The sequence below is a fragment of the Micromonospora sp. WMMC264 genome, from assembly GCF_027497275.1.
GTDB lineage: Bacteria > Actinomycetota > Actinomycetes > Mycobacteriales > Micromonosporaceae > Micromonospora > Micromonospora chalcea.
In genome coordinates this window covers 5,560,229-5,582,595 of record NZ_CP114907.1, presented here as the reverse complement: position 1 = coordinate 5,582,595, position 22,367 = coordinate 5,560,229, and the positions used below count along the sequence as shown (strand labels likewise).

Sequence of the window (22,367 nt, the reverse complement as noted above, 5' to 3'; positions counted from 1 at the left end):
ACGGCTCACCGTCGTGGTCTCGGCCACGGCGGTGAGCCGTTTCGTGGTGCTCGCGTGCTGCCGGTGTCAGCCGATCAGCAACTCCGTGCGGTAGTCGGCGGCCAGCGCGGCGGCCCGGTTCCGGCGCTCGGCCTGCTCCTCCTCGGTGAGAGCCGGCGGCGGCGAAGTGGGACCGTCCACCCGGTCGCCGACGCGCAGGAAATACTCGTCCTGCCCGGCCGGCGTGCACATGCACAGCAGCCGCGCCGGCTGGTCGAAGGAGTTGCGGAAGAAATGCGGCGCGTTCGCCGGAATGTTCACCGTCTCCCCGGCCCGCGCGACGGTCTGCTCGCCCCGGAACGTGAACTCCACCGCCCCGTCGAGCACCGTGAACATCTCCTCGAAGTCGTGCCGGTGCGGAGGCGGCCCACCACCCGGCGGAACCCGCATGTCGATCAGGCAGTACCGGCCGGCCGTCTGCTCACCGGTGACCAGGATCGTGTAGGTGCCGCCCGCGATGGCGAGGTGCGCCAGGCCGGGGTCGTCGGGCCGGGCATGGACGAGGGTACGGGTCGGATCGTCGGACGGGATCGCACCGCTGGCCATCGGCTTTCTCCTCGATCGTCGGTCTGCGGATCGATTCCCCTCATAGCCATCCGGCAAGCTGCTAAACCTGGGCGCTTCCCGTGCTGGGACCGTCATGCCGGGCGGCGGGCGACAACCGCCAGGGCCATGCCGAAGAACTTCAACGGCGAGCGTTCGATCGCGTCGGTCACCGGCCGGATGCGACGCCCGAAGCGCGACCTGTCGAACGGCGGCATGATGTAGTCCACCGCTACCGGCTCCAGCCCGGCCCGCCGCAGCTGCGCGGACAAGCCACGGGCGGTGAAGGAACGGGCGTCGGAGAGCCGACGGTGCAGCGGCACGATCCACGGCAGGAACGGGCCCCGCGCCGGCCGGTACCGCCGGCCCCGGATCAGGAAGCCGTGCGTCTCGAACGGGAACCACCGGTTGGGCGTCGTCAGCGCGAACCGGCCGCCGGGCACGAGCACGCGGTGGACCTGCCGCAGGGCGGCATCCAGGTCGTCGATGTGCTCCACCACCTCGATGGCGGTGACCAGGTCGAAGCTGCCGTCCGGGTAGTCCAGCTCGGTGGCGGACAACTCCCGTACGTTGATCTTCCGGGCCGCCGCCGGATCGCCGGCCAGCCGCTCCCGGAACAGTTTCAGCCGATCCTGCTGGATGTCGACGGCCTCGATCTGCGCGAACGCGTCGACCAGCCGCATCGTGTACGTGCCGTCCCCGCAGCCGATCTCCAGTAATCGCCGGCCGGTCAGCGATGTGTGCCGGCTCAATGTGCCGAGCCTCTTCGCCACCCCACGCTCGCCGAATGCGCTGCCGTGCCCCAGCCCCAGATTGCGATTCGTATTCATCATGGTCGCTGACCATAGACCTAACGAGCGTTAGCGTGGGGGCACCCGAGCGGCCGGCCGCGTACCGCGTCGTCGTCAGCCGCTGTTGGTCACGTAGATGTAGTAGCGGGTGACATCGGTGTCGGTGCCGTCCGCCTTGTGACCCGTCACCGACAATGTGTACGTCTGGTAGTTCTGCGTCGGCGTGTAGGTGATCGACGCCTTCCCCTGGCTGTCCGCCGTTAGGTCCGTCGTCGATCTACCAGGTGAAGGAGACGATCCCGTTCCCTCACAGCCGTTGACAGCGCTTGTCGACCGCAGTTGTGCCCGATGGTCTTGTCGGTTCAATATGCGTCTGCCGTCGGTCGCTGCTGTCGCTCTTTCTGCCTTCTGATGAGTCGGACGTGTCGTCAGGTGTGGCGCGATGCGGCAGCGCTACCGGGCCCTTGATGCGTCTTCTTCGCTCCAGATGGAGATGACGTGCCCGTCTCCGTACTCCTTGATCACGTTGGTGGTCGCCTCATCGAGCGACCTGGCGAGGATGCGTAGGCGGATGCCGGGATCGTCGTCAATCCAGATCAAGCCGGTGTACTCCCGTATGGGGCTTTGGTCTGCGCTCATGGGGCACTCCATGGTGGCACTGGATCGAAGGCACCAACGCATAGCGAAGCGTGCTGTCGGTCTGCTTCTCGGTGGTCTCGTCGGCGGTCACCCGCGGCTTGCTCAAGCGACTTGGTCAGACGCTCGACCCATGACGGCAAGGGCTCCTGGTTCGGTCAAGTCCGCTAGCGGTCGCCGTAGTGGTAGCGGCAGGCGATGATCTCGACGTCGTCCTTGGTGATCCGGTACACCAGCCGGTGTTCGCGATCGATCCGGCGGGACCAGAAGCCGGACAGCTCTCCCCGCAAGGGCTCCGGCTTGCCGATGCCCTCGTATCCGTTGCGCATCACGTCCGTGATCAGGTCGTTGATGCGCTTGACCAACTTGCGGTCGGTGTGGCTGAGGTACTGATTCCAGGCCGTCGCGGTGAAGACCAGCCTCACGCGACGTCTCGCACGGTGGCCGGGTCGACGAGGTCCCGCTCAGCCGCGTCACCCTGCTCAAGCTCGGCGATCGATCGGCGCAGGGCTGCGGCGTTGGCCGGGTTGCGCAGGAGGTATTCGGTTTCCTTCATCGCCTCGTACTCGGCAAGCGGGACGATGACCACCGGTTCGTGGCCCGAGCGGGTCACCACCACTTCCTCGGCGTCGTTGATGACGCTGTCGAGTTCGGCGGCTAGGTTCTGGCGCAGTTGGGTGAAGTTCACGGTCCGCATGGGCCACCTCCAGGGCAGGTACAGAAAACTGTACCTCAGGCGGGCGATGTTGGCCCAACTCCTGGTCGCCTGCTGTACGGCACCGGGATCGCGGTTCGACAGGCGTCCGGGAAGGCTGCTGACCTGCGGAAGAGTGGGCCGCCAGGGACTCGAACCCTGAACCTATGGATTGCCGGCGAGCTGGCTGGATCAGGTGCAGTGCGAGGTCATCCGGCCTGCTGGCGTGCTTCTCGGCATGGTTCGGCTGGCACGGTTGCTGTACTTCGCTGCTGTACTGCTGGCACGGTGCCGCCCGTTCCCCGAGTCCATCCGAGGAACCTGCGGTGCAGGGCGCCGGCCGGCACCCACGTCAGGTCTTCGGCGGCCTGGACGAGGTAGGAGCCGAGGTAGAGGGCGAGGGAGACCGGGGCGTCGGCGAACTCGGCCTGTAGCTCCCGCCTGCGGGTCGGGCAGGGCCAAGCGGCGTTGCAGCCGCCGCAGCTCCAGATCGGCATGACCGGGCCGTGGGTGGTCACCGCACACCGCCGAGGATGCGGGTCGTGATCGTCCGCGCCCGCCGGCTGGTGGCCCAGTCCAACTGCCAACACGGGTACGGGGCCAGGCGCGACCACCAGGCGCGGCAGCCGACGCACATGCCGTCGATCCCTCGGACGTGTACGGCCAGGATCGCGTGCTCCTGGTCGGCTCTCACTGCGTCTCCTCTCCTGGCCAGTGGCCGCGGTTGATGGGGATGCGGTGCCGGGCGTGGCAGGGCAGATCGGCTCCGCAACGGCAGATCCGCCGCCACTTGCGCCAGGACCAGACCGGCCGGTGCCGCGGGGCGAGGGTGAGCGCTACTGCCAGGAGGTACTCGTCGTAGGACACGCGCCCTTTGTTCTCCGACCCCTGCTGCGAAGGGCCGATATCCCGGGCAGAGCAGCTGGCATCTGTGGTCGAAGCACTCGCATCGTTCGGTCCGGTCATCGCGCCTCCCGCCGACGCATGGGGTCCGTGGGCACCCCGCCAGCCGTGTCCAGAGACAGGGCACCCACGGCAGGACACCCGGCCGCCAAGCTGGGTAGCCCCACGAGCAACTTAGAACGCAATGTGCGCAGGGTCAACAGCTACGACACATAGCGTTGTAAGTCGAGCCCGCGATGTGGTCTGCTTGCACCAGCCGCCAAGCTGGGAGCACCACCTATGTCTGAAGCTGCCTACCTGCAGGTCGCCCGAGATATCCGCGAGCAGATCAGCTCCGGACAGTTGAAGCCGGGCGACAAGCTGCCCTCGTTCGCCGCCCTCTGCGAGCACTACGAGGTCAGCAACACCGTCATCCGCGCTGCCATGCTCTTGCTTAAAGCTGAGGGCCTGATCGACGGCCGGCAAGGCAAGGGCGTGTACGTAACTAGCCCCCTGCCGAGGTAGGCCTTGGGCAATAGGCCGGTCCGGATGCCTCGCCTACAGGCGCTGTGCGTCTCGCCCGCACACGTTCGGCAACGGCTGCACGCTCGGGGTTTCGTCCGTGCCTACGCTCGTCAGTGCGCTGCCGTCCGGCGCCGTTGCTGTCGGCAGCCGTTCTGCCATGCGGCTTTCCAGGTCCGCCCAGTGCCGTTCGTGTCCGGTTGACAGCGTCCGTGCCGCAGGTGCGGGCAAGGAGGTGGACGTTGTCGATTGCCCCTGGTTTGCCATGAACGAGACGGGAACTGAGACGACCCAAGCTTCGGCCGTCAGCACGTAGGAAGTAGCCATCTGCGGGAACAGCATGATGGCGTGATGGAGGCAGCCGAGGCGTGGGTTTTCGCCTATTCGCTCACTCGCTGCAGGGGCGCCTCGCCTAGGAGCTACGGGAGCGCTTGCCTGCAGCGACACCGCTACGTCGACGGATCAAGCATTTCCGCCAAGTTCTCTATCCCAAGAAACAGCTCATCATACGTAATGATGCTGAGATCCTTGAGCGATGTTCGGAATATCTCGAAAGAACGCCTTTGCGGCTCGGTCAAGGGAGTCTGGTGAGCGTCCCCCGCGATAACTACAGCGGTAGGACTATGTGCGGTCAACTCCGGCGATTCATGGCGAAGTGAATGAAGGTAGTTCATGAGAGTCATGCGATACTCCAACGCCTGCACGCAGGCTCCCATCAGCTCCGCTGATGGCGGGTATGCATTGTTGCGGTACTGAACTCCCACGAGTTTGGTGGAAGGCGTCTTTAGCTCAACCAGGACAGCATTCCCGTAACATTGCACTAGGAAATCGGCCACTCTGCCGCCGTGATTCGCTACGGATTTGCCACCAACGTAACACTGCTCGTTAAGCACATACGGACGACCGCTGAGGGTGGGCATCAACAGCTCAGGCCGGCCCCGAAACAACCTCTGCCAAAAACCTTCGGAAGTGTTAAGCCGCTCCGACTCCCAAATATCCAGCGCCTCTCGAAACCGATTAGCGCGAGAGAGTGGAGCGGCCTCGCTATTGAGGGAGGAAATAATGGTTGCGACGCGGTCAATGTGCCGCTGGCGCATCAAGGCTAACCGCTCTGCGGTGTACTCATCGGGCAGGCGATCGATTAATTCGTGATGGCTGGGACAAAGCAGAAGAAGGTTTTCGTACGCCGCCTCCCCTGAAGCGGCCGTGTCGGGGTCATACCGGGGCGCTCCGGGCATGGCTGACTTTATATAAACAACCTGTAAGATCGGCGTGCCGTCGGGAAGCCGAGATGGGTAAGGGCAGTCGCCGGCTCCACAGGTCCCGCCAAAGTCGGCATATAGCCTCTTGATGAACGCGCGCCTGACAGCGCTTCGGCGGATCCGCAGTGTTGTAATCCGTTGAAGCCGGGGTTCGAAGTCCACCGACCTTCCATACACGCAGTCGCCATGGCTTGTCGAGTGACAGGTCCGAGATTTGGAACCTTGTTCACCACTGCCCCCTCCTGCCTGACGAGCTGGTGGGGCACAGCGCGGACTTGAACCCTGAACCCGTCCAGCGGGCCGCCGATCATCTCAGATCGGGCGGATCGGCGTCCTGACCTGGGCCGGACCTCTCGTTGCCTTACGTCGGTTGACAGCCCTTGTCGATGTCAGTTGTGCCCGGCTTGTGCCCGATGATCTTGTCGGCCCATGGCTGTGGCGAGAGCGCGACGATGCAGAGAACTGGACATGCAGGCTAAGAGGCCGGGACTGGGACGCTCCAGGGTCGACATCGACCAGCCACAACTTGCACCCGCACGGACAGTCGCTCAACCGATCTCCGTCTGCAACGATGAACCGGACGTTCGGATCGATGGAGGCACAAGTGACGCGTAGGGGCCGGAGTAAGAGGCAGTTACAGGCCGTCACTGCACCCGCGACTCCTCCCAAGCCTGCCGGCACACTCCTACCGAAGGGGGTAATGGACAAGCTCAACGTGGGCCAGTCCTTTGCTGAGTACGATCCAGCCCTCGGAGATCCGAACGTCTACGTCCACACGCCCGCCTTCAATGCCGCCTTGGACCCTAGTAGCGGCAAGTACTTCTTCGTTGGACGGAGAGGTACCGGCAAAACCGCTCTTCGTAGTTACTGCGAACTGCACGGCGATCACGCCAGAGTCGTTATACCCGAGATTTTCTCGCCCGCATCAACGGCTTTCGACTTAAGTCTTTTTCAAAATCCACGGAAGGGCCCCTTCCGTGCACTGGTATCCGCCTTCAAGCGAGTCCTGCTCGGTGAACTCCTTTTGCTTTGGCGAGAACATCACCGCACCTACGCCGAATTGAACGAAACAGTTTCGGCGGAACTTGAGGGGCCCTGCCAGGTCGACTTCGATACACGCGCCCTATCTGCGATAGCCGAGGTAGCCCGAGCCGTTGCGTCCGAAGACGACCAGCAGATCGTTTCTGCAAATAAGCAAACAAAATCTCTTGTCGAATCGATGAAGCAACTCCGTGGCGGCGGAAGCTACACGCTCTTGATAGATAGCATTGATGATTTTTGGGACGCTTCCGACCAAGCGCTCACTTATCTCACGGCATTCCTACACGCTTGCCTTGAGGTCTCTACCCAGATCCCATGGGCAAGGGCTCTGATCTTCCTGAGAGAAAACATCTTCGAGCGAGTGCGGGCGCGTGATTCGGAATCCTCCCGCCTGGAGACCTCAATTGCGGGCTTGGGATGGACCCAGCGACAGCTCGTGGAGCTCGTAGAAAAACGCTTAAATCGCGCTCTGACCGCGAAGATTGCCCTGGGTGGTGCAACATGGGATGCCTTCTTTGAAGACGGAGCCGCGGCCCGTAGAGACATCTTTGACTTTTGCCACGACCGCCCCCGAGATGTCCTCATCTATGTTTCTCACGCGATCGACGGGGCAAGGGAACGGGGCCACGATCGCATCCTGCTTGAAGATGTCGAGGGAGCCCGCCGCAAGTTTTCGGACAACCGGTTAAAGGACCTCGGCGATGAATACGCTGAAAACTACCCACAGATCGCCGTTGTGCTCACTCGTTTCTATGGTCTGGGCCAGAGATTCACGCTTAGTGGAATTGAGGCTCTGATCCGAGGGCTGCTGGCAGATGGCGAGGTGAAGCGGCTTTGTGCCTCATGGATCTTCGACAACCAAGCACCCGAACTTTTCGTTCGACTACTTTACAACATCGGGTTCGTGGGCCTGCAAAAGCCTGGCCGATCGCTCAAATTCAGAGCATTGGGCCCTCAAGACACGAGCCCGCCGGCGATCGATTCCGATGTAACCATCGAGGTGCACAAGTGCTACTGGGATGCCCTTGACCTGCAAGACAGCCTTGTCCGAGAGCTTCCCGAGGCCACAGAGCTGGGCCGGGTCGGACTTGTGAGCGAATTGCCAGGCGGCCTCAATCTCACAGAGTATCAGGAGCACCTTGTCGAACTTGAAGAGCGCTTGGATTCTATCCCGCTGGGCAGGCCGGGTGCTAAGGACTTCGAGGAGGCTGTTGGCGACGTTCTTCGGTTGTGCTTCTTTAGAGCGCTAGAGAATGTCGAGTCGCGTGTTCGCACGGTCGACGGCGAGGCCATTCGAGACTGGGTGGCCGCCATCCGCGCCCACACGGGCTTTTGGGCGAGGATCCGGCATCGCTACAATGCCATGCAGGCAATCTGGGAGTGTAAGAACTATCAAGACCTGAAGGCCGATGACTTCCAGCAGGTCAGCTATTATTTGAGCGACGCTATGGGCAAGTTTGCGGTCATTGCATTTCGAGGTGAAATGCAAGCCAGCTACCTCACGCACATTAAACGAATATCCAGCGACAAGGGCGGGCTCGTGCTTCCGCTCGGGATTCGTGACCTCAAAGTGTTCGTTCGTCAGGCAAAGAATGGGAAGCTTAAAGAAGACCACATCGAAGATCGGTACGACGCAATCGTGCGAAAGATTTCGTAGCCGCGACTCCTATGCCGCCCCCCATCTTCTCGCCATCCCGTCTGCCCTCGACCCGCCCTCCTGGGGGGCGGTGGTCTGCTCGGCTCGCCCGGGTCGAGGGCAGGCGGGATGGCCTACCGCCACCACCCACGGACCGTCACCCGCCGGCGGAGCCCCGGCCATCCTGGAGCCGGAGCGCCCCCGCCGGAGGCGCAGTGACCGCGACCCCGCGACCGCCGCCAGCTCGCCGACGCGGCCGGCCCGGCCTGGCAGCCGTCGGATCTGATCTTCACCACCCGCTACGGTCGGCCGGTCGAGCCGCGCAACTTCAACCGCTTCTGGGACCGGCGCTGTGACGCAGCCGGCGTCCGCCGGATCACCGTCAGGGACGCCCGACGGACTTGCGCCTCGCTCCTGGCGGACCTGGACGTGCACCCCCGGGTGGCGATGCAGATCCTCCGGCACGCCCAGTTCGCCATCACCATGGAGAGATCTACACGGTGGTCTCCTCGGCGGCCACCCGCGACGCGCTCAAGCGGCTCGGCCAAGCGCTGGATCGGTGAAGGGCCCCTTATCGATGCGCTGTCGGCGTCCCGTCGGTCCTCCTGGTTAGGGTGCTGCCGTGGATCACGATGGTCGTACGTTGCCGACTCCGCTGGCCGAAGCTCATGAGGTCGGCTTCGACTACAGGGATGGGGCCGGCGTCGACTTCGAGCCGTACTCCCACTTTCTCGACTCGGGCGAGATTGCCGAGTGGTGGCGGGCGTGGACGGGAGATGGGGAGCTGGACGGGTCCGAGTTCCGGGCCTTCGGGCAGGACGGCACTGGTGGTCTTGCCGCCTTTTGGGTCGTGCGCCGTGGTGAACCGATCGAGCAGCAGCCGGTGGTGTTTCTCGGCTCGGAGGGCGAGATGGGCGTCGTGGCGCAGAACCTGTGGGACTACCTGTGGCTTCTCGCCGACGGCTTCGGTCCGTGGGAAGCGACGGCTTACCCCGATCACGAACATGAGCCGCGCACGGACATCCGCCTCGCGGAGATCGCCCAACGCTGGGCACCCTCGCACCGCAGGTCGGCGAATGAGGTCATCACCGGAGCGCGGGAAGAGTTCCCCGACTTCGAGGAGTTGATCGGCTCACTCTGCCGGTAGCTGGCGTGCGGCATGGGCAGCGGCTCGGCAGCGCGCTGGATCGGTAAGGCCCCTACTGCTGTACTTCGCTGCTGTACGAGCCGTGCTGACAAAGACAGCGACCCCGCGAAAGGGCCGCTGAGCTGGAACGGAGTGGGCCGCCAGGGACTCGAACCCTGAACCTATGGATTAAAAGTCCACAGCTCTGCCATTGAGCTAGCGGCCCGCCCGCTCAGGTTACCGGAACCCACCCGCCCTAAGCTCGCGGCTTCCACCGCCTGTCGATCTTCAGACCCGAACCAGGCGACGCGCCAGGCGCGAGGCGTGAACCTCCCCGCCCGGGGAACCGGGGCAACCATGCGAGTGACCAGCACCGCCGCCGTCGCGGCCTCCCGCGAGGTCCCGGGCGCCGACGGCGTACGCCGGCCCGGCGGCGAGGTGCACGCCTGGCTGCCGGGCCAGAACCAGACGCTGTGCGGGCTGCCGCTGAGCCGTACCCGCCTGCGCCGCTTCCCGCACGTGCCGTTCGACTACTCCGGCACCGACGTCCTCACCGAGGCCGACCCGGAAGGCTGGGTCTGCCCGCGCTGCCTGGCCGCCACGTCGGGTCGCCGCGATCGGGAGAAGGGCTGGGTGCGCACGAACCCCCGTCCGTGAGCGGTTGCTGCCCGGTTCAGCGGGTACCGCACCGGACATGCGCATCGTGATCGTGGGAGCGACCGGCAACGTGGGGACGGCCGTGCTGCGCCGGCTGCGGCGGGAGGCAGAAGCGGAACTGGTGGGCGTCGCGCGCCGGCTGCCCGGACCGGACGCCGGTGAGCCGTACGCCGACGTGGAGTGGCATTCCTGCGACATCGGCGCGCCCGGGGCGGCCGACCAGCTCGTGCGGATCTTCGCCGTGGCGCGGGCGGTGGTGCATCTGGCCTGGCAGATCCAGCCCAGCCACGACCGCCGCACGCTCTACCGGACCAACGTCGGCGGCAGCCGCGCGGTGATCGAGGCCGTCGTCCGGGTCGGCGTTCCGGCCCTGGTGTACGCCTCATCGGTCGGCACCTACGCGCCCGGCCCGAAGAACCATCCGGTCAGCGAGAACTGGCCGGCGACCGGGGTGGAGACGTCGTCGTACAGCCGGGACAAGGCGGAGGTGGAGGCGCTGCTCGACGGTGTGCAGCGGGAGCACCCGAAGCTCCGGGTGGTACGGCTGCGCCCGGGGCTGATCTTCCAGCGGGAGGCCGGTACGGAGATCAGCCGCTACTTCCTCGGCCCGCTGGCGCCGGTGCGCCTTCTCCGGTACGGCCGCATTCCGCTGGTGCCGTCGAACAAGCGACTGCGGATGCAGGCGGTGCACGCCGACGACGTGGCCGACGCGTACGCCCGGGCGGTTCTGGGGGATGCGAGCGGCGCCTTCAACGTGGCGGCCGACCCGGTGCTGACGCCGGAGCTGGTGGCCCGGCACTTCCACGGCTGGACGGTGCCGGTGGCGACGCCGGTGTTGCGCGCGGCGGCGGCGTTGACCTGGCGGGCGCGGCTGCAACCGGTCGACACCGGCTGGGTCGACCTGGCGCTGAACGTGCCGCTGATGTCCAGCCACCGCGCCGAGACCGAACTGGGCTGGACCCCGGCGGTCGACACGGTGACCGCCCTGAAGGACCTGTTTACCGGCATGGCCACGAGAGCCGGCACGGATTCCCCGCCGCTGTCCCCGGACCCGACCCTCCCCGGCCGCCCCGCAGCCCTGACCCGAGGCCACCTCCCCGGCCACCCCAACCCCTACTGATCCCACCCATCGCCGCTGCCCGCCGCTGTCCCATCCGCTCCGGCGTCGGCCCCGCCCTCGCCCCACCCCGCCACCCCGCCCCACCCCGCCCTGTTGATCAAGGAGTTTGTGTCACGCGCAGAGATCAACTGGAACACAAACTCCTTGATCACCGAGTTGAAAGGGCGGGTGCGAGGGTGGGGCGGGTGGGGCGGGGGCCGTAGGGCGGAGGACTGGCCGGTGATCATGAAGTTGGCGGGTCGACACGCCGATATCGGGACCGGCAACTTCATGATCGACGGGGCGGGGTGAGGGCAGCGTCCATGCGCCGGCTGTTCAGGCGGCGATCATGAGGTTGACGGCGCGACACGCCGATGGCGAGGCCGCCAACTTCATGATCGACGGGGCGAGGCGAGGCGAGGCGGGGCGAGGCGGGGCGAGGCAGGGCAGGGCAGGGAGGGGGTCAGGAGATTTGGGCACCCAGGAAGAAGATGCCGGGGTGGCCCTTGGTCTCGAAGCCTCTGCTCGGGTTGCGGCGCAGCGTCGAACTGTCGATCTGCAGCGTGCCGGTGCGGTTGTTGCTGACGAAGAAGATTGCGCCGCCGCCCTCGTTCGCGCTGTTGTCCTCGATCACCGTGCCGGCGATCCGTACCGCGAACTCGTTGCCGTCGCAGTAGATCGCGCCGCCGCTGCCACCACCCGGCGTGCCGCCCCGGGCCGGGTTCGCGCCGGTGCCGACCGCCCGGTTGTCGCGGAAGACGCTGTTCAGCACCGTCCAGGAGACGCCGATGCTGCTCAGCGCCCCGCCGTTGGCGCACACTCCGCCGGTGAAGGTGCTGCTCACCACGTACACCGGTTTGTTCTCGAACTGGCTGAGCACGCGCAGCGCCGCGCCGCCCAGGTCGGGGCCGGTACGGTCGCAGCGGTTGCCGACGAACCGCGAGTTGACCACCTTGAACCGCCCGCCCCGGACGAAGATCGCCCCGCCCCCGCCGCCCTCGGTCCGCTCGCCGGTGGAGTCGCCGTCGGCGAACGTCAGGTTCTGCACGGTGAGCTGCGGGTGGTCCTGATTCTGGCAGTGCGAGGTGGTGAAGCCCTGCGCCTGGTCGCAGGTGTTCATGTAGAGGATGCGGCGCTTGCCGCCGCCGCTGAGCGTGACAGTGCCGCCGCCGTCCAGCACGATGCGCGGGCCGTGCGAGTTCACCACCTTGGCGGTGGCCTTCATGGTGATGGTGACCGGCGCGGGCCCGCAGTCGAAGGTGATGACGCCGCCGGCCGCGACGGCCTTCACCACCGCCTCGGAGGTGCAGCTCGCCGGGGTGCCGCTACCGACGGTACGGGTCGGGCGCGAGGTGTCCACCGGACGCGCCTCGGCTGGCGCGCTCGCCCGGCCCGCGGGGTTGCCGGCGCGGAACGCCACTGTGGCGGGGGTGGGGCTCGGCCGGGCGCTGCCGAGTCCGGAACGCCCGCTCGGGGAGAGCGAGGGCGACGGGGCGGCTGCCGGACCGGCCGGCGAGCCGGGGTCGGCGGCGGGTGCGGGGGCCGGCTCGTCGCCGCAGGCGGGCAGCGTCGCCGTCGCCAGGGCGAGGACGAGGAGAGTGACAGCCGACTTCACGCGCACCGCTCGATGCTAGGAGGCCCGGCCGCCCCGGCACGACTCCACAGCCGATCCTTAACCCGCCGCTAAGCCGCAGCGAGCGGCCGCGCGACGGTCAGGCGTGCGACAGCGCGAACGCGACCAGGAAGCCGAGCACGGTGATCAGCCCGACCAGCAGGTGCGCGTCCGCGAACGCCTCCGGCACCATCGTGTCGGTGATCATCGCGAGGATCGCACCCGCCGCGAGCGCGGTGATCGTCGCCAGCACCTCCGGCGGCGCGCCGCCGAGCAGCGTGTACCCGGCCAGCGCCGCCGCGCCGGAGATCAACGTGATGGCCGTCCACAGCCCGAACACGTAGCGCCGGGTGCGTCCGGCCTGCCGCATCCCGGCCGCGCTGGACAGCCCTTCCGGCACGTTGCTGAGGAAGACCGCGATGACGGTGACCAGGCTGACCGGGCCGCCGGCGAGCAGGCTCGCGCCGATCACCACCGATTCGGGTACGCCGTCGAGCAGCGCGCCGACAGCGATGGCCGTACCCGAGCCGGGCTGCTCCCGCTCGGAGGGCTGCTCGTCGCCGGAGCGCTTGCGGTGCCGCGCGCCGTGCCGGGCCAGCAGGACGTTCGCCCCGGTGTACGCGAGCGCGCCGATCGCCGCGCCGATCACCACCGGCCGCAGGCCGCCCTGCTCGTGCGCCTCGTCGATCAGCTCGAACGAGACGGCGGACAGCAGCACGCCCGCCCCGAACGCCATCACCGAGGCGGTCGTCCGGCGCGGTACGCGCGCGAAGAACCCGACGGCCGCCCCGATCAGCAGGGCCGACCCGGCGAGCAGGCCCCAGAATCCCGCTTCCAGCCATTCCGGCACGCGCTGGACCCTACCCCCGGCCGCGTGCCGCCAACCGGGTCAGAAGTCGGCGAACAGGTGCGGCAGTTCGCGGGGGAAGAGGCGGCGCAGCTCACCGGCCGCGTCCACCGGCACGTCGCCCAGGCCGCGTACCACCACCTCGGCCGGGTCGAGTACCCCGTACGCCAGGGCGGACAGCCCGGCGGCGGTGAGCCGCGCGGCCGGCACGCCGCCCTCGGCGGTGGTCTGCGCGGGCAGCACCGCGAGCTTGCCGGTGGTGCCGTCGAGCAGGTGCCGGCCGGCGAGCCAGCGGTCGCCGACCACCTCGATCAGCACCCGGCCCACCCCGACCGGCTGGTCGGCGAGCGCGTCCAGGCTGAGCAGCCGGGCCATCGGCGCGGTCGGGTCGGGCCGGGCCACCCTCGCCTCCACCTGCACGTCGAGGTCGGTGAGCCACAGCTCCGGCAGTTCGTCCGGGGGAATCTGGACGCTGATCCGGGCCACCTGGTCGACGTGCCGGGCGAAGAACTGGAGCACCGACGCCCGGGCGTACGGGTCGTCGACGAGCAGGTCGTCGGCGTGCAGCGTGCCGGCGTGGTCGTCGATCCGGTAGGTGACAGCGCCGACCGTCTCGCCGCCGCGCACCACGCTGACCAGCCAGCGGTCGTCGCGGTCGCGCAGCCCGACCGCCCGGAAGTCCGGGAAGACCGCGAAGCCGTGCCGTTCCCGCAGGCACCGTTCGGTGTACGCGCGCCACCGCGCATAGCCGGTGCCGATCCGCTCCCAGACCAGCTCGTCGGGCAGTTCGGCGCGCAGCAGCGGCGCCAGGTCCGCCGGGTTGAAGACAGCGGTACGCCGCCGGGGCAGCCCGATGTAGCCGAAGCGCTCGTAGAACGAGGCGCGGAACGGGTGCAGCGCGCTGAGCTGCTGCCCCTCGTCCCGCATGCCGTCGAGGAGCTGGTGCATGAGCGTGCGGACGTGTCCGCGCCGGCGGGCCAGCGGGTGGGTGGCCACGCCCGCGACACCGGCCATCGGCAGCACGGCGCCGCGCAGGTTCTGCCGCATCGGGATCGCCGAGACCGCCGCCGCGGTGACGCCGTCCTCCTCGGCCACCAGTGTCGTGTTCCCGGCGTTGTACGGCAGGTAGGCGCGGAACTGGTCGGTCCGGGAGGCGCCCATCGGCGAGGCCTCGAACGCGTACGCCTGGAGCGGGAAGCTGGTGGTCAGTCGTTCATCGGCGGCCAGCCGGCGGATGTGCATCCGTTCATCCCAACCGCAGCGGGCGCGCTCCGCAACCGGAAAGGACGCCGACTCACGCCTCGGTGACGTCCGAGATGACCACTGTCACGTTGTCCGGCGCGCCGGCCTGGTGGGCCAGCTTCACCAGTTGCTCGCCGCACTGCTGGCGGTCGCCGTAGGTGGCGAGCGCCGCCGCGATGGCGGCGTCCTCCACGTAGTCGGAGAGGCCGTCGCTGCACAGCAGCAGCCGGTCGCCGGGGAACACGGTGAGCGCCCCGACGGCGGGTGGCGCGTCGGAGCCCTGCACCGCGCGGGTGACCAGCGAACGCTGCGGGTGGTGGCGGGCCTGGTCGCGGGAGAGCGCGCCCTGGTCGACGAGCGCCTGCACGAACGTGTCGTCGCGGGTGAGCTGGGTCAGCTCGTGGTCGCGCAGCAGGTAGCAGCGGGAGTCGCCGACCTGGGCGAGCACCAGGGTGTCCCCGGCGAGCAGGGCGGCGGTCAGCGTCGTGCCCATGCCGTCGCGGGCCGGGTCGACGGTGATGGCCGCGCGGATGCGCTGGTTGGCGGTGCTGACCACGGCGCGCAGCGCGTCGGCCGCCTCGTCGGCGCCGGTGGGCGGGGTCAGCTCGTCCAGGATCCGGATGACGATCTCGCTGGCCACCTCGCCGGCGGGGAGCCCGCCCATGCCGTCGGCCACCGCCACGAGGCGGTCACCGGCGAGGGCGGAGTCCTCGTTGTTGGTCCGGACGAGGCCGACGTCGTTGAGGATGGCCGAGCGGAGGATGAGCGTCATGAGGACAAGCTTGCCAAGAAGAACGGCTCCGCGTCTCTACGCGGTGGCGGGTCTGCTGAAAGAAATGTCATCCGCTTGCATCCTGGGTATGCGTCAACTGTCCGGTGTGGACGGTCGAGGATAACGCAGCAGCAGGCTCGCGTGGACCTCCTCCTCACCCACCGCCGCGTACGTGTGCGGCACGTCGGAGACCCACCGCAGGTAGCCGCCCGGACCGGCGGTGAGCGGGGAGTCGACCGGGCCGGCTCGCAGTACGCCGGAGAAGACTGTGACGTGCTCGGTCACGCCGCTGGAGTGGGCGGGGGAGAGCTGCGCCGGACCCGGGGTGACCCACATCCGGTACAGCTCGAAGGTCGCCTCCCGGTCGCCGAAGACCTCCAGCAGCGTGGCGCCGACAGCCGCCCCGCGTACGGTCGGTGCCTGCTCGGGCGCGGAGAGTACGGCGGTCAGCGGCACGCCGAGCTGCGCGGTGATCGCGTACAGGGTCTCAAGCCGGGGGTTGCGTACGCCGTTCTCCAGGCCGGAGAGCGTGGCCTTGCCGACGCCCGCGAGGCGGGCCAGCTCGGACAGGGAGATGCCCCGTTCGGTGCGGAGCGAGCGGATGCGCCGGCCGACCTCCCGGGCGCCCCGGTCATCGGGTGGTGCGGCGGCTGTCATGAGGGCTATCGTGCTACACCGTGCCGTTCCGTAAACGGAACGGCGGAGGAGGAGAGCATGGGGGGTCGGCTCCAACCCGTCCTGGCCGGCGTGGTGACCGCCCTGGTCGGCTTCGCCAGCTCGTTCACAGTCGTCCTGGCCGGGCTGCGCGCCGTCGGCGCCGACCGGGACCAGGCCGCCTCCGGCCTGCTCGCGCTCTGCGTCGCCAGTGGCGCCTGCGCGGTCTGGCTCGGCCTGCGGCACCGGCTGCCACTGTCGATCGCCTGGTCCACGCCGGGCGCGGCGCTGCTCGTCGCCACCGGGCCGGTCACCGGCGGCTGGCCCGCCGCGGTCGGCGCCTTCCTGCTCGCCGGCCTGCTGATCGTCGCCGCCGGGCTGATCCCCGCGCTCGGCCGCGCGGTCGCCGCGATCCCCGCCCCGATCGCCTCCGCCATGCTCGCCGGGGTGCTGCTGCCGCTGTGTACGGCGCCCGTACGCGCCCTCGTGGAGGTGCCCCGGCTGGCCGGGCCGGTGGTGCTGGTCTGGCTCCTGCTGCACCGGTTCGCCCGCCGCTGGGCGGTACCCGGCGCGCTCGCCGTGGCGGTGGTGGCGATCGCGCTCACCACCTCCGGCCCGGCCCGGATGGACGCCGCGCCGGTCGTCGCGCTCACCGCGCCGGCCTGGACGCTGCCCGCCGTCGTCGGGCTCGCCCTGCCGCTGTTCCTGGTCACCATGGCCGCCCAGAACGTGCCCGGCACCGCCGTGCTCGCCGGCTACGGCTATCGGGCCCCGCTGGGCTCGGCGCTGCGGGTGACCGGGCTCGCCACCGCCCTCGGCGCTCCGGCCGGCGGGCACGCGGTGAACCTGGCCGCGATCACCGCCGCGCTGGCGGCCGGGCCGGACGCCCACCCGGACCCGGAACGGCGCTGGATCGCCTCGGTCACCGCCGGGATCGGGCTGGCGCTGCTCGGGCTCGGCGCGGGCGTGGCCACCACACTGGTGCTGCTCTCCCCGCCGGTGCTGGTCGAGGCCGTCGCCGGGCTCGCCCTGCTCGGCGCGCTGGCCGGGGCTGTCGCGGCGGCTGTGGCCCAGCCGGACGCGCGGGAGGCGGCGGTGGTGACGTTCGTGGTCACCGCCTCCGGGGTGAGCCTGTTCGGGGTGGGCGGCGCGTTCTGGGGGCTGGTCGCGGGCTGGCTGATGCTGCTGCTGTTCCGCCGCCGCGCGGCCGCGTCCCCGCCGGCCGGGTCGCCCGAGGCGGAACCCGCCCCGCCGGTTCCCAGCCGGGCCGGGTGACGACCGGTCATCCCATGGCGGTCTGCTGAGGCGGGAGCCGCAGTTCGAGTTCGATGCTCTGCACCTCCTCCTGGCTCACAGTTATCGGTTCCGGCCGCCCGATCTGGTAGCCCTGCGCGAAGTCGACCTCCGCGGCGCGCAGGAGATCCAGGGTCTCCTGGTCCTGGACGTACTCGGCGGCGACCCGGATGCCGAGCGTGTGGCACAGTTCCACGAGCGCCGACACCACAGCCTGGTCGGCCGGCGACCGGCACAGGTCGACGATGAACGCGCCGTCGATCTTCACCAGGTCCACCGGCAGGTATTTGAGCTGGGCGAGGGCGCCGTATCCGGTGCCGAAGTCGTCGAGCGCCAGGTGGCAGCCGACCTCTCTGATTCCGGTGGCGAAGGCCAGCGCCTCGTTGCGGTTCTCGATGAGCGCGGTCTCGGTGATTTCGAACGTCAGGCATTCCGGCTTGACGTGGTGCCGGTGGATCGCCCCGGTCACGAAAGCGAGCAGTCCCGGGTCGGCGAGCGACTTCCCGGAAATGTTCACCTGGTAATGGGAGGTCTGTGCCCCGCGGCCGATCAGTTCCAGAGCGTGGTCGATGACCCACTTGTCCACCGCCAGGATTTCGCCGACCCGCTCGGCCATGTCGAGAAAGGCCCACGGCGCGACCGGTTCACCGGTGTCGCTGCGAACGCGCAGCAGAATCTCGTGACGGGCCACCTGATTGAGCCCGAGATCGATGATGGGCTGGGCGTACAGGGCGAACCGGTTGGCCGAGACGGCGCGGTGAATCCGGCGGCGGCACCGGTCCGTCCGTTCCCGCTCGGCGACCGGCCGCTCCAGGACCTTGACGGCGGTGGCGTTGCGGTGCGCGTCGCGGGCCGCGTGCTCGCCGTCCACGAGAAGGTCGAAGCCGGTGTCCGGGATGTCGTTGTCGAAATGGACCACGCCGGCCGAGGTGTTGAGCCGCAGGGGCTTCTGCCGGACGCTGAACAGATGGTTCCGGAACTTGTCCACGATCCGAGCGGCCAGGGCCTCGGCCTTCCCCGCGTCGTCCCGGGGGGCGAGCAGTAGGCCCCACGAGCCGGAACCCACCAGCCCGCTGGTGACGCCGTCCCCGGCGACTGCGCGCAGGGTCCGGGCGATCTCCGCCGTCACCTGGTCGCGGTCCTCGTCGGTCAGCGCGTCGGGCAGCCGGGTGGCCGGTTCGGTCGCCACGACGATCAGGGCGCCGCCGGTGGTGCGCCGCGCCCGGTCGACCTCGTCGATCACGTACCCGCGGGTCTGGAGCCCGGTGAGCACGTCCCGGACGGCCGGGTCGGGGCCGAGCATCCGGCTGCGTACGGCGAGCCGGCGCTGCTCCTGGCGGGCGAGTTCGAGCGCGGTGATGTCCTCGCCGGTGGCGATGACGCCGACCGGCCGGCCCGCGTCGGTGAGGATCTCGAGGTGGCAGTACACGTGGCGGACGCTGCCTCCGGGCTGGACCACCCGGAAGCCGATCTCGTCGGGGCGGCTCTGTTCCCACGCCGTCCGCACCGCGGCGAGGACGCGCTCGACATCGGCGGGATGAACGAGGTCGGCGAGCGTCCGCGGGGTGAGGCGGAGCGTTCCCGGCGCGTGCCCGACGATCATCGCCATCTCGTCGGACCAGGAGAGCCGCTCGAAGCGCTCCGCGTCGCGGTCGCCGGGCAGCCAGGTGACGGTGCCCTGCTTCGCCAACTGGGCGGCGCGGGTGACCCGGACGGCCTCGTCGGCGTCCCAGGTCAGGGGATCGGCGAGGTCGGTGTCCACGATGATCTTGTAGCCCTCGGCGAGGGACAGGTCGTGCTGGCTCTGCACGGTCCGCGCCACCCGGCGGGCGCGCGCGAGCTCCAACGGGCTGGGTGTGGTCTCGGCGAGCGCCAGGATGTCATCGAGATCCACGGCCGGCCCCCTGCCGCCGCTCGCTCTCCGAGCGGGTGAAGCCGGCCTTCTCGGCCAGTTCGCACAGCTCCTTCTTGGCGGCGGCCTTGTAGGAGCGGACGCTGTTCTCGGTCAGGCCGAGGATGCGGGCGATCTCCTGGTTGGAGAAGCCCTCCTTCGACATCTGGAACACCTCGGCGTGCCGTACCGGCAACTGGTGCAACCAGCCGCGCAGCGTCTCCTGCGCCTCCCACGCGTCAGCGATGTCCGAGTGGGACGACGGCGGCAGGTCCTCCGGCGCCACCGCGGCCTCCCGCAGTCGTCGGTCGTGATCCTTCAACATCTTGAACCGCGCCGTACGAACGATCCACCCGATCGGCCGGACGTGGTCGCGGAGCTTGGACCACTCGACCCGACCGTGCAGAAAGGCTTCGTGAAGCGCGTCCTCCACCGCCTGACGGTCCCGGCATCTCGCCCGGAGAATCCGTTCCACGGTGTGGTACGAGCCTTCGGTGAATTCGGCGAACTCCCGGTCGTGAACGGCCTTCAGGCGGGCCGCCTCCGCCTCGCGCAGAGCGTCGTTGTCGTCGGGATCCGGTGTGAGAGCGGCGGTGCCCTTGATGTCTGTCACGCCGCCTCCTCGACGGGGCCGGGCTTCGACGCGCCGCGCCCGCCCAGTTCGACCTCCCGATGCCCGTCGCGATCGCGCTCCACGATCCGTACGACGTCATGGTCCGCCTCGGCCAGCCGGATCAGCCACGTGACCCGCGCTGTGGTGCGTGTTGTCGCCTCGCGTTCCTCGTTCATCCGGGCGCGGTATGCCACGTAGGCCCGCACCAGGCCCGCCACCACTCCGGCGACGGCAGTGGCCACGGCCACCACCTGATATCCGGTGAGCGGTTCCGCCAGCGCTTCGTTCATTGTTCCCCCTCGGCCCCCTTGGTTCGCCAATTACTATCCGTGGCGAGAGGCCGATGTAGATACCAGAACGCGCGCAATGTTTTTGAAGATCAACGATCAAGTCGTTCATCAGCGATTAAAGCGCAAAGTCATGGCATTGAGACTCTGCGCAAGGGGATTGACGGGCGGCTTTTCCGGGCAACTTGCATTGATCACCTATTACTGCGGGTGACAAATCCATCACCTCGGCGGGCGTCACTCCTCGGCGGGCAGCTCCGTGGCCGGGACGGTGAGGCGTACCGCGCCGTCGTGCACCGCGGCGATCCGGTCGGCCAGCACGTAGACCGCGCCGGTGCGGACCAGCTCGGTGGAGACCTTGAGGTAGCCGTCGCGCAGCAGTCGCGCGGCCAGGTCGGCCGGCACGTCCGGCTCCTCGACCGCCGCCGACTCGATCAGTTCGTCCAGGCTGCTGCCCGGGTCGACCGGCGCGGGTGCCTGCACGGTCACCGCGGCCGGGTCGCCGCGCTGGACGAGATCGACTGTGCCCACCTCGACGCCTGCGGAGTCGACCACCCGCATGCCGGTGGTGACCCGGGAGACGGTGTCCTGCTGCTGGCTCATACGGCAGCGGTTCCCGGGTCGCGCGGGCGCTAAACGGACGGGGCCCAGCCGCCCGGCGGGCGGGGGGACAGCTCGCGCCACGTGTCGGTGCCGTCCAGCAGCGCCCGGACCGTCTCCTCCGCCTCCTCGACGCTGGCGTGCTCGTAGAACCGGGAAACCCCCTCGGCGCCGCCGGCCCGCTGCTCCACGTGCCAGCGGTCGCCGTCCACCCGGAGGAAGACGTCACGCCGGGCGAGGCGTCCCCATTTCCCGTTCCACCAGTGCCTACGCTGCTCCATGCCCGGACTCTATCGAACATGTGTTCGATACGCGTCGGCCCCCGCGAGATTGTCGCGGGGGCCGATCGGCTATGGCGTCAGCGCGGCGCGGGTGGCTCCTGCCGGCGGCCGAGCACGTCGTCCAGGGCGCTGCGCTGCCCCGGCGTGCCGTGGTTGCCGGCGAGCAGCGCGTCACGGATCTCGGTGAGCAGCTTGACCTCCTCGCTCGGGGCCGACGGCGGCGGCTCCTCGCCGCGCTTGCGGCGCTCGGCGAGCTTGTTCATCGGGTAGACGACCAGGAAGTACAGCGCCGCCGCGGTGAGCGCGAACGTGATCACCGCGTTGACGAACGCCACCCAGTCGAACGGGATGCCCCGGAACTCGGGGGTCGAGCCGGTGAGCCCGTTCTTGCTGCCGGTGATCAGCGCAATGAACACGCGTACCAGCGGTTCCAGGAACGACTTGGTGAGCTGGGTCACCACGCCGGTGAACGCCGCGCCGATGACGACACCGACCGCCAGGTCGACGACGTTGCCGCGCATGATGAAGTCTTTGAAGCCCTTGAGCATCCGTACTCCCGTGCCCTGATGAGTCTGCGTCGGGGACAACCTATGCCCCGGCGGGCCCTTCGAGAAAAGCACCGGCCTCGATCGCCGCCCGCTGCGGGTCGCCGGCCCGGATCGCCTCCACCAGCCGGCCGTGATCCACGTACCGCTCCGGGGTCAGCGCCTCGCCCATCGCCTGGGCCACGGTGCTGCGCAGCGCGGCGCCGACCGAGGCGTACAGCTCGGCCAGCATGGCGTTGTGCGCGGCCGCCACCACTGCCGTGTGCAGCGCGGCGTCCGCCTCGACGAACTCGTCCACCCGGCCGCCGCGCCACGCGGCCTCGCGGGCCGCGAGCGCGCCGTCGAGCGCCACCAGGTCCTCAGGGGTACGCCTCAACGCGGCGAGCCGGGCGGCCTCCACCTCGAACGCGCGCCGGACCTCGATCACCTCGGTCATCCGGTCGTCGGTGAGCCGGCGGGCCACCACCGGGGCCAGCTCGTCGGTCGACACCACGTACGTGCCGGAGCCCTGCCGGCACACCAGCACCCCGGCGTGCACGAGCGCCCGGACCGCCTCGCGGACCGTGTTCCGGCCCACACCGAGCTCGGCGACGAGTTGCGGCTCGGTGGGGATGCGCCCGCCCACCGGCCACTCGCCGCCGAGGATGCGCTCCCGGAGCTGCTCGATGGTCTGGCGGACCCGGTGACCGCGCGGCGGCACGACGACGGAATCCACGGCGGGTGTCACCGGTTACACCTCGTGCCGAAATTCATCCCATGATTGTAGGTTCGAGGTCATGACTCCGCCACCCGCGCCCGCCGC

The 22,367-nt window shown here is 68.9% G+C and carries 26 protein-coding genes, 1 tRNA gene and 1 pseudogene; 7 read left to right on the top strand and 21 right to left on the bottom strand.

Going from position 1 to position 22,367, the window contains the following annotated elements; translation table 11 throughout:
- Window positions 1-66: 66 nt before the first annotated feature.
- The 6 genes from O7542_RS24660 to O7542_RS24635 all read right to left on the bottom strand — a co-directional run bounded on the left by O7542_RS24660 (window position 67) and on the right by O7542_RS24635 (window position 3,625).
- On the bottom strand, window positions 67-585 hold the full coding sequence (locus tag O7542_RS24660) for a cupin domain-containing protein (RefSeq protein ID WP_043327473.1): 519 nt from the start codon (window positions 583-585) through the stop codon (window positions 67-69).
- 92 nt (window positions 586-677) lie between these two features.
- Entirely contained in the window at window positions 678-1,334 is a 657-nt protein-coding gene (locus O7542_RS24655) for a class I SAM-dependent methyltransferase (protein ID WP_348651583.1), read from the bottom strand.
- A gap of 492 nt (window positions 1,335-1,826) precedes the next feature.
- Window positions 1,827-2,012, bottom strand: coding sequence for a hypothetical protein (locus O7542_RS24650; RefSeq protein WP_281605265.1), 186 nt, complete (start codon window positions 2,010-2,012; stop codon window positions 1,827-1,829).
- Window positions 2,013-2,176: 164 nt separating this feature from the next.
- Entirely contained in the window at window positions 2,177-2,434 is a 258-nt protein-coding gene (locus tag O7542_RS24645; protein WP_184681101.1) for a Txe/YoeB family addiction module toxin, read from the bottom strand.
- Window positions 2,431-2,706 (bottom strand): type II toxin-antitoxin system prevent-host-death family antitoxin, encoded by a 276-nt coding sequence (locus tag O7542_RS24640; RefSeq protein WP_274477148.1) that lies wholly within the window; start codon window positions 2,704-2,706, stop codon window positions 2,431-2,433. The genes O7542_RS24645 and O7542_RS24640 overlap by 4 nt, the downstream gene beginning before the upstream one ends.
- Before the next feature lie 511 nt (window positions 2,707-3,217).
- Window positions 3,218-3,625 carry a hypothetical protein gene (locus tag O7542_RS24635; RefSeq protein WP_281606503.1) on the bottom strand — a complete coding sequence of 136 codons (408 nt, stop codon included), beginning with the start codon at window positions 3,623-3,625 and terminating at the stop codon, window positions 3,218-3,220.
- A gap of 260 nt (window positions 3,626-3,885) precedes the next feature.
- On the opposite strand from O7542_RS24635, the gene O7542_RS24630 reads away from it, so the two are divergent.
- Entirely contained in the window at window positions 3,886-4,110 is a 225-nt protein-coding gene (locus O7542_RS24630; RefSeq protein WP_281605264.1) for a winged helix-turn-helix domain-containing protein, read from the top strand.
- Between the two features lie 33 nt (window positions 4,111-4,143).
- On the opposite strand, the gene O7542_RS24625 is transcribed toward O7542_RS24630, so the two are convergent.
- Together O7542_RS24625 and O7542_RS24620 are read right to left on the bottom strand one after the other, a co-directional pair.
- Entirely contained in the window at window positions 4,144-4,449 is a 306-nt protein-coding gene (locus O7542_RS24625; RefSeq protein ID WP_281605263.1) for a hypothetical protein, read from the bottom strand.
- A 107-nt stretch (window positions 4,450-4,556) separates the two neighbouring features.
- The gene (locus tag O7542_RS24620) at window positions 4,557-5,531 is read right to left on the bottom strand and encodes a Shedu immune nuclease family protein (RefSeq protein WP_281605262.1); all 975 of its coding nucleotides are present in this window, start codon (window positions 5,529-5,531) and stop codon (window positions 4,557-4,559) included.
- A gap of 538 nt (window positions 5,532-6,069) precedes the next feature.
- Here O7542_RS24620 and O7542_RS24615 point away from each other — a divergent pair.
- From O7542_RS24615 to O7542_RS24605, 3 genes and pseudogenes are all read left to right on the top strand, one after another.
- On the top strand, window positions 6,070-8,067 hold the full coding sequence (locus O7542_RS24615) for a hypothetical protein (RefSeq protein WP_281605261.1): 1,998 nt from the start codon (window positions 6,070-6,072) through the stop codon (window positions 8,065-8,067).
- Between the two features lie 231 nt (window positions 8,068-8,298).
- Window positions 8,299-8,609: pseudogene (locus tag O7542_RS24610) on the top strand (tyrosine-type recombinase/integrase); the annotation flags it as partial.
- A 59-nt stretch (window positions 8,610-8,668) separates the two neighbouring features.
- The gene (locus tag O7542_RS24605) at window positions 8,669-9,193 is read left to right on the top strand and encodes an SMI1/KNR4 family protein (protein WP_281605260.1); all 525 of its coding nucleotides are present in this window, start codon (window positions 8,669-8,671) and stop codon (window positions 9,191-9,193) included.
- Window positions 9,194-9,326: 133 nt separating this feature from the next.
- Here O7542_RS24605 and O7542_RS24600 read toward each other — a convergent pair.
- Window positions 9,327-9,398, bottom strand: a tRNA-Lys gene (locus tag O7542_RS24600).
- A 131-nt stretch (window positions 9,399-9,529) separates the two neighbouring features.
- On the opposite strand from O7542_RS24600, the gene O7542_RS24595 reads away from it, so the two are divergent.
- Both O7542_RS24595 and O7542_RS24590 read left to right on the top strand, forming a co-directional pair.
- On the top strand, window positions 9,530-9,829 hold the full coding sequence (locus O7542_RS24595) for a hypothetical protein (RefSeq protein ID WP_043327456.1): 300 nt from the start codon (window positions 9,530-9,532) through the stop codon (window positions 9,827-9,829).
- A 37-nt stretch (window positions 9,830-9,866) separates the two neighbouring features.
- Window positions 9,867-10,949, top strand: coding sequence for an NAD-dependent epimerase/dehydratase family protein (locus O7542_RS24590; RefSeq protein ID WP_281605259.1), 1,083 nt, complete (start codon window positions 9,867-9,869; stop codon window positions 10,947-10,949).
- Between the two features lie 442 nt (window positions 10,950-11,391).
- Here the strand turns inward: O7542_RS24590 and O7542_RS24585 are convergent, their stop codons facing one another.
- The 5 genes from O7542_RS24585 to O7542_RS24565 all read right to left on the bottom strand — a co-directional run bounded on the left by O7542_RS24585 (window position 11,392) and on the right by O7542_RS24565 (window position 16,058).
- Window positions 11,392-12,543: a hypothetical protein gene (locus O7542_RS24585; protein WP_281606502.1), complete on the bottom strand. Its 1,152-nt coding sequence runs from the start codon at window positions 12,541-12,543 to the stop codon at window positions 11,392-11,394.
- A 97-nt stretch (window positions 12,544-12,640) separates the two neighbouring features.
- Window positions 12,641-13,390 (bottom strand): ZIP family zinc transporter, encoded by a 750-nt coding sequence (locus tag O7542_RS24580; protein WP_281605258.1) that lies wholly within the window; start codon window positions 13,388-13,390, stop codon window positions 12,641-12,643.
- A gap of 39 nt (window positions 13,391-13,429) precedes the next feature.
- Complete coding sequence (locus O7542_RS24575; RefSeq protein ID WP_187694287.1) at window positions 13,430-14,629, bottom strand: GNAT family N-acetyltransferase; 1,200 nt, start codon at window positions 14,627-14,629, stop codon at window positions 13,430-13,432.
- Between the two features lie 52 nt (window positions 14,630-14,681).
- Window positions 14,682-15,401 carry a protein phosphatase 2C domain-containing protein gene (locus O7542_RS24570; RefSeq protein WP_013283512.1) on the bottom strand — a complete coding sequence of 240 codons (720 nt, stop codon included), beginning with the start codon at window positions 15,399-15,401 and terminating at the stop codon, window positions 14,682-14,684.
- A 93-nt stretch (window positions 15,402-15,494) separates the two neighbouring features.
- Window positions 15,495-16,058, bottom strand: coding sequence for an XRE family transcriptional regulator (locus O7542_RS24565; RefSeq protein WP_281605257.1), 564 nt, complete (start codon window positions 16,056-16,058; stop codon window positions 15,495-15,497).
- Window positions 16,059-16,115: 57 nt separating this feature from the next.
- Between O7542_RS24565 and O7542_RS24560 the strand changes: the two genes are divergently transcribed.
- Window positions 16,116-17,330, top strand: coding sequence for a benzoate/H(+) symporter BenE family transporter (locus tag O7542_RS24560; RefSeq protein ID WP_113972227.1), 1,215 nt, complete (start codon window positions 16,116-16,118; stop codon window positions 17,328-17,330).
- A 7-nt stretch (window positions 17,331-17,337) separates the two neighbouring features.
- Here the strand turns inward: O7542_RS24560 and O7542_RS24555 are convergent, their stop codons facing one another.
- The 7 genes from O7542_RS24555 to O7542_RS24525 all read right to left on the bottom strand — a co-directional run bounded on the left by O7542_RS24555 (window position 17,338) and on the right by O7542_RS24525 (window position 22,292).
- Entirely contained in the window at window positions 17,338-19,242 is a 1,905-nt protein-coding gene (locus tag O7542_RS24555; RefSeq protein ID WP_281605256.1) for a GGDEF domain-containing phosphodiesterase, read from the bottom strand.
- A complete protein-coding gene (locus O7542_RS24550) occupies window positions 19,229-19,852 on the bottom strand; it encodes a sigma-70 family RNA polymerase sigma factor (RefSeq protein WP_113972225.1) in 624 nt (207 codons plus the stop codon). The genes O7542_RS24555 and O7542_RS24550 overlap by 14 nt, the downstream gene beginning before the upstream one ends.
- A complete protein-coding gene (locus O7542_RS24545; protein WP_043327445.1) occupies window positions 19,849-20,142 on the bottom strand; it encodes a hypothetical protein in 294 nt (97 codons plus the stop codon). The genes O7542_RS24550 and O7542_RS24545 overlap by 4 nt, the downstream gene beginning before the upstream one ends.
- A 234-nt stretch (window positions 20,143-20,376) precedes the next feature.
- A complete protein-coding gene (locus tag O7542_RS24540) occupies window positions 20,377-20,742 on the bottom strand; it encodes a hypothetical protein (protein WP_043327443.1) in 366 nt (121 codons plus the stop codon).
- 29 nt (window positions 20,743-20,771) lie between these two features.
- Entirely contained in the window at window positions 20,772-21,020 is a 249-nt protein-coding gene (locus O7542_RS24535; RefSeq protein ID WP_026268772.1) for a hypothetical protein, read from the bottom strand.
- 77 nt (window positions 21,021-21,097) lie between these two features.
- Complete coding sequence (gene mscL / locus O7542_RS24530) at window positions 21,098-21,568, bottom strand: large conductance mechanosensitive channel protein MscL (RefSeq protein ID WP_064448387.1); 471 nt, start codon at window positions 21,566-21,568, stop codon at window positions 21,098-21,100.
- A 40-nt stretch (window positions 21,569-21,608) separates the two neighbouring features.
- Window positions 21,609-22,292, bottom strand: coding sequence for a FadR/GntR family transcriptional regulator (locus O7542_RS24525; RefSeq protein ID WP_043327439.1), 684 nt, complete (start codon window positions 22,290-22,292; stop codon window positions 21,609-21,611).
- Window positions 22,293-22,367: the final 75 nt, after the last annotated feature.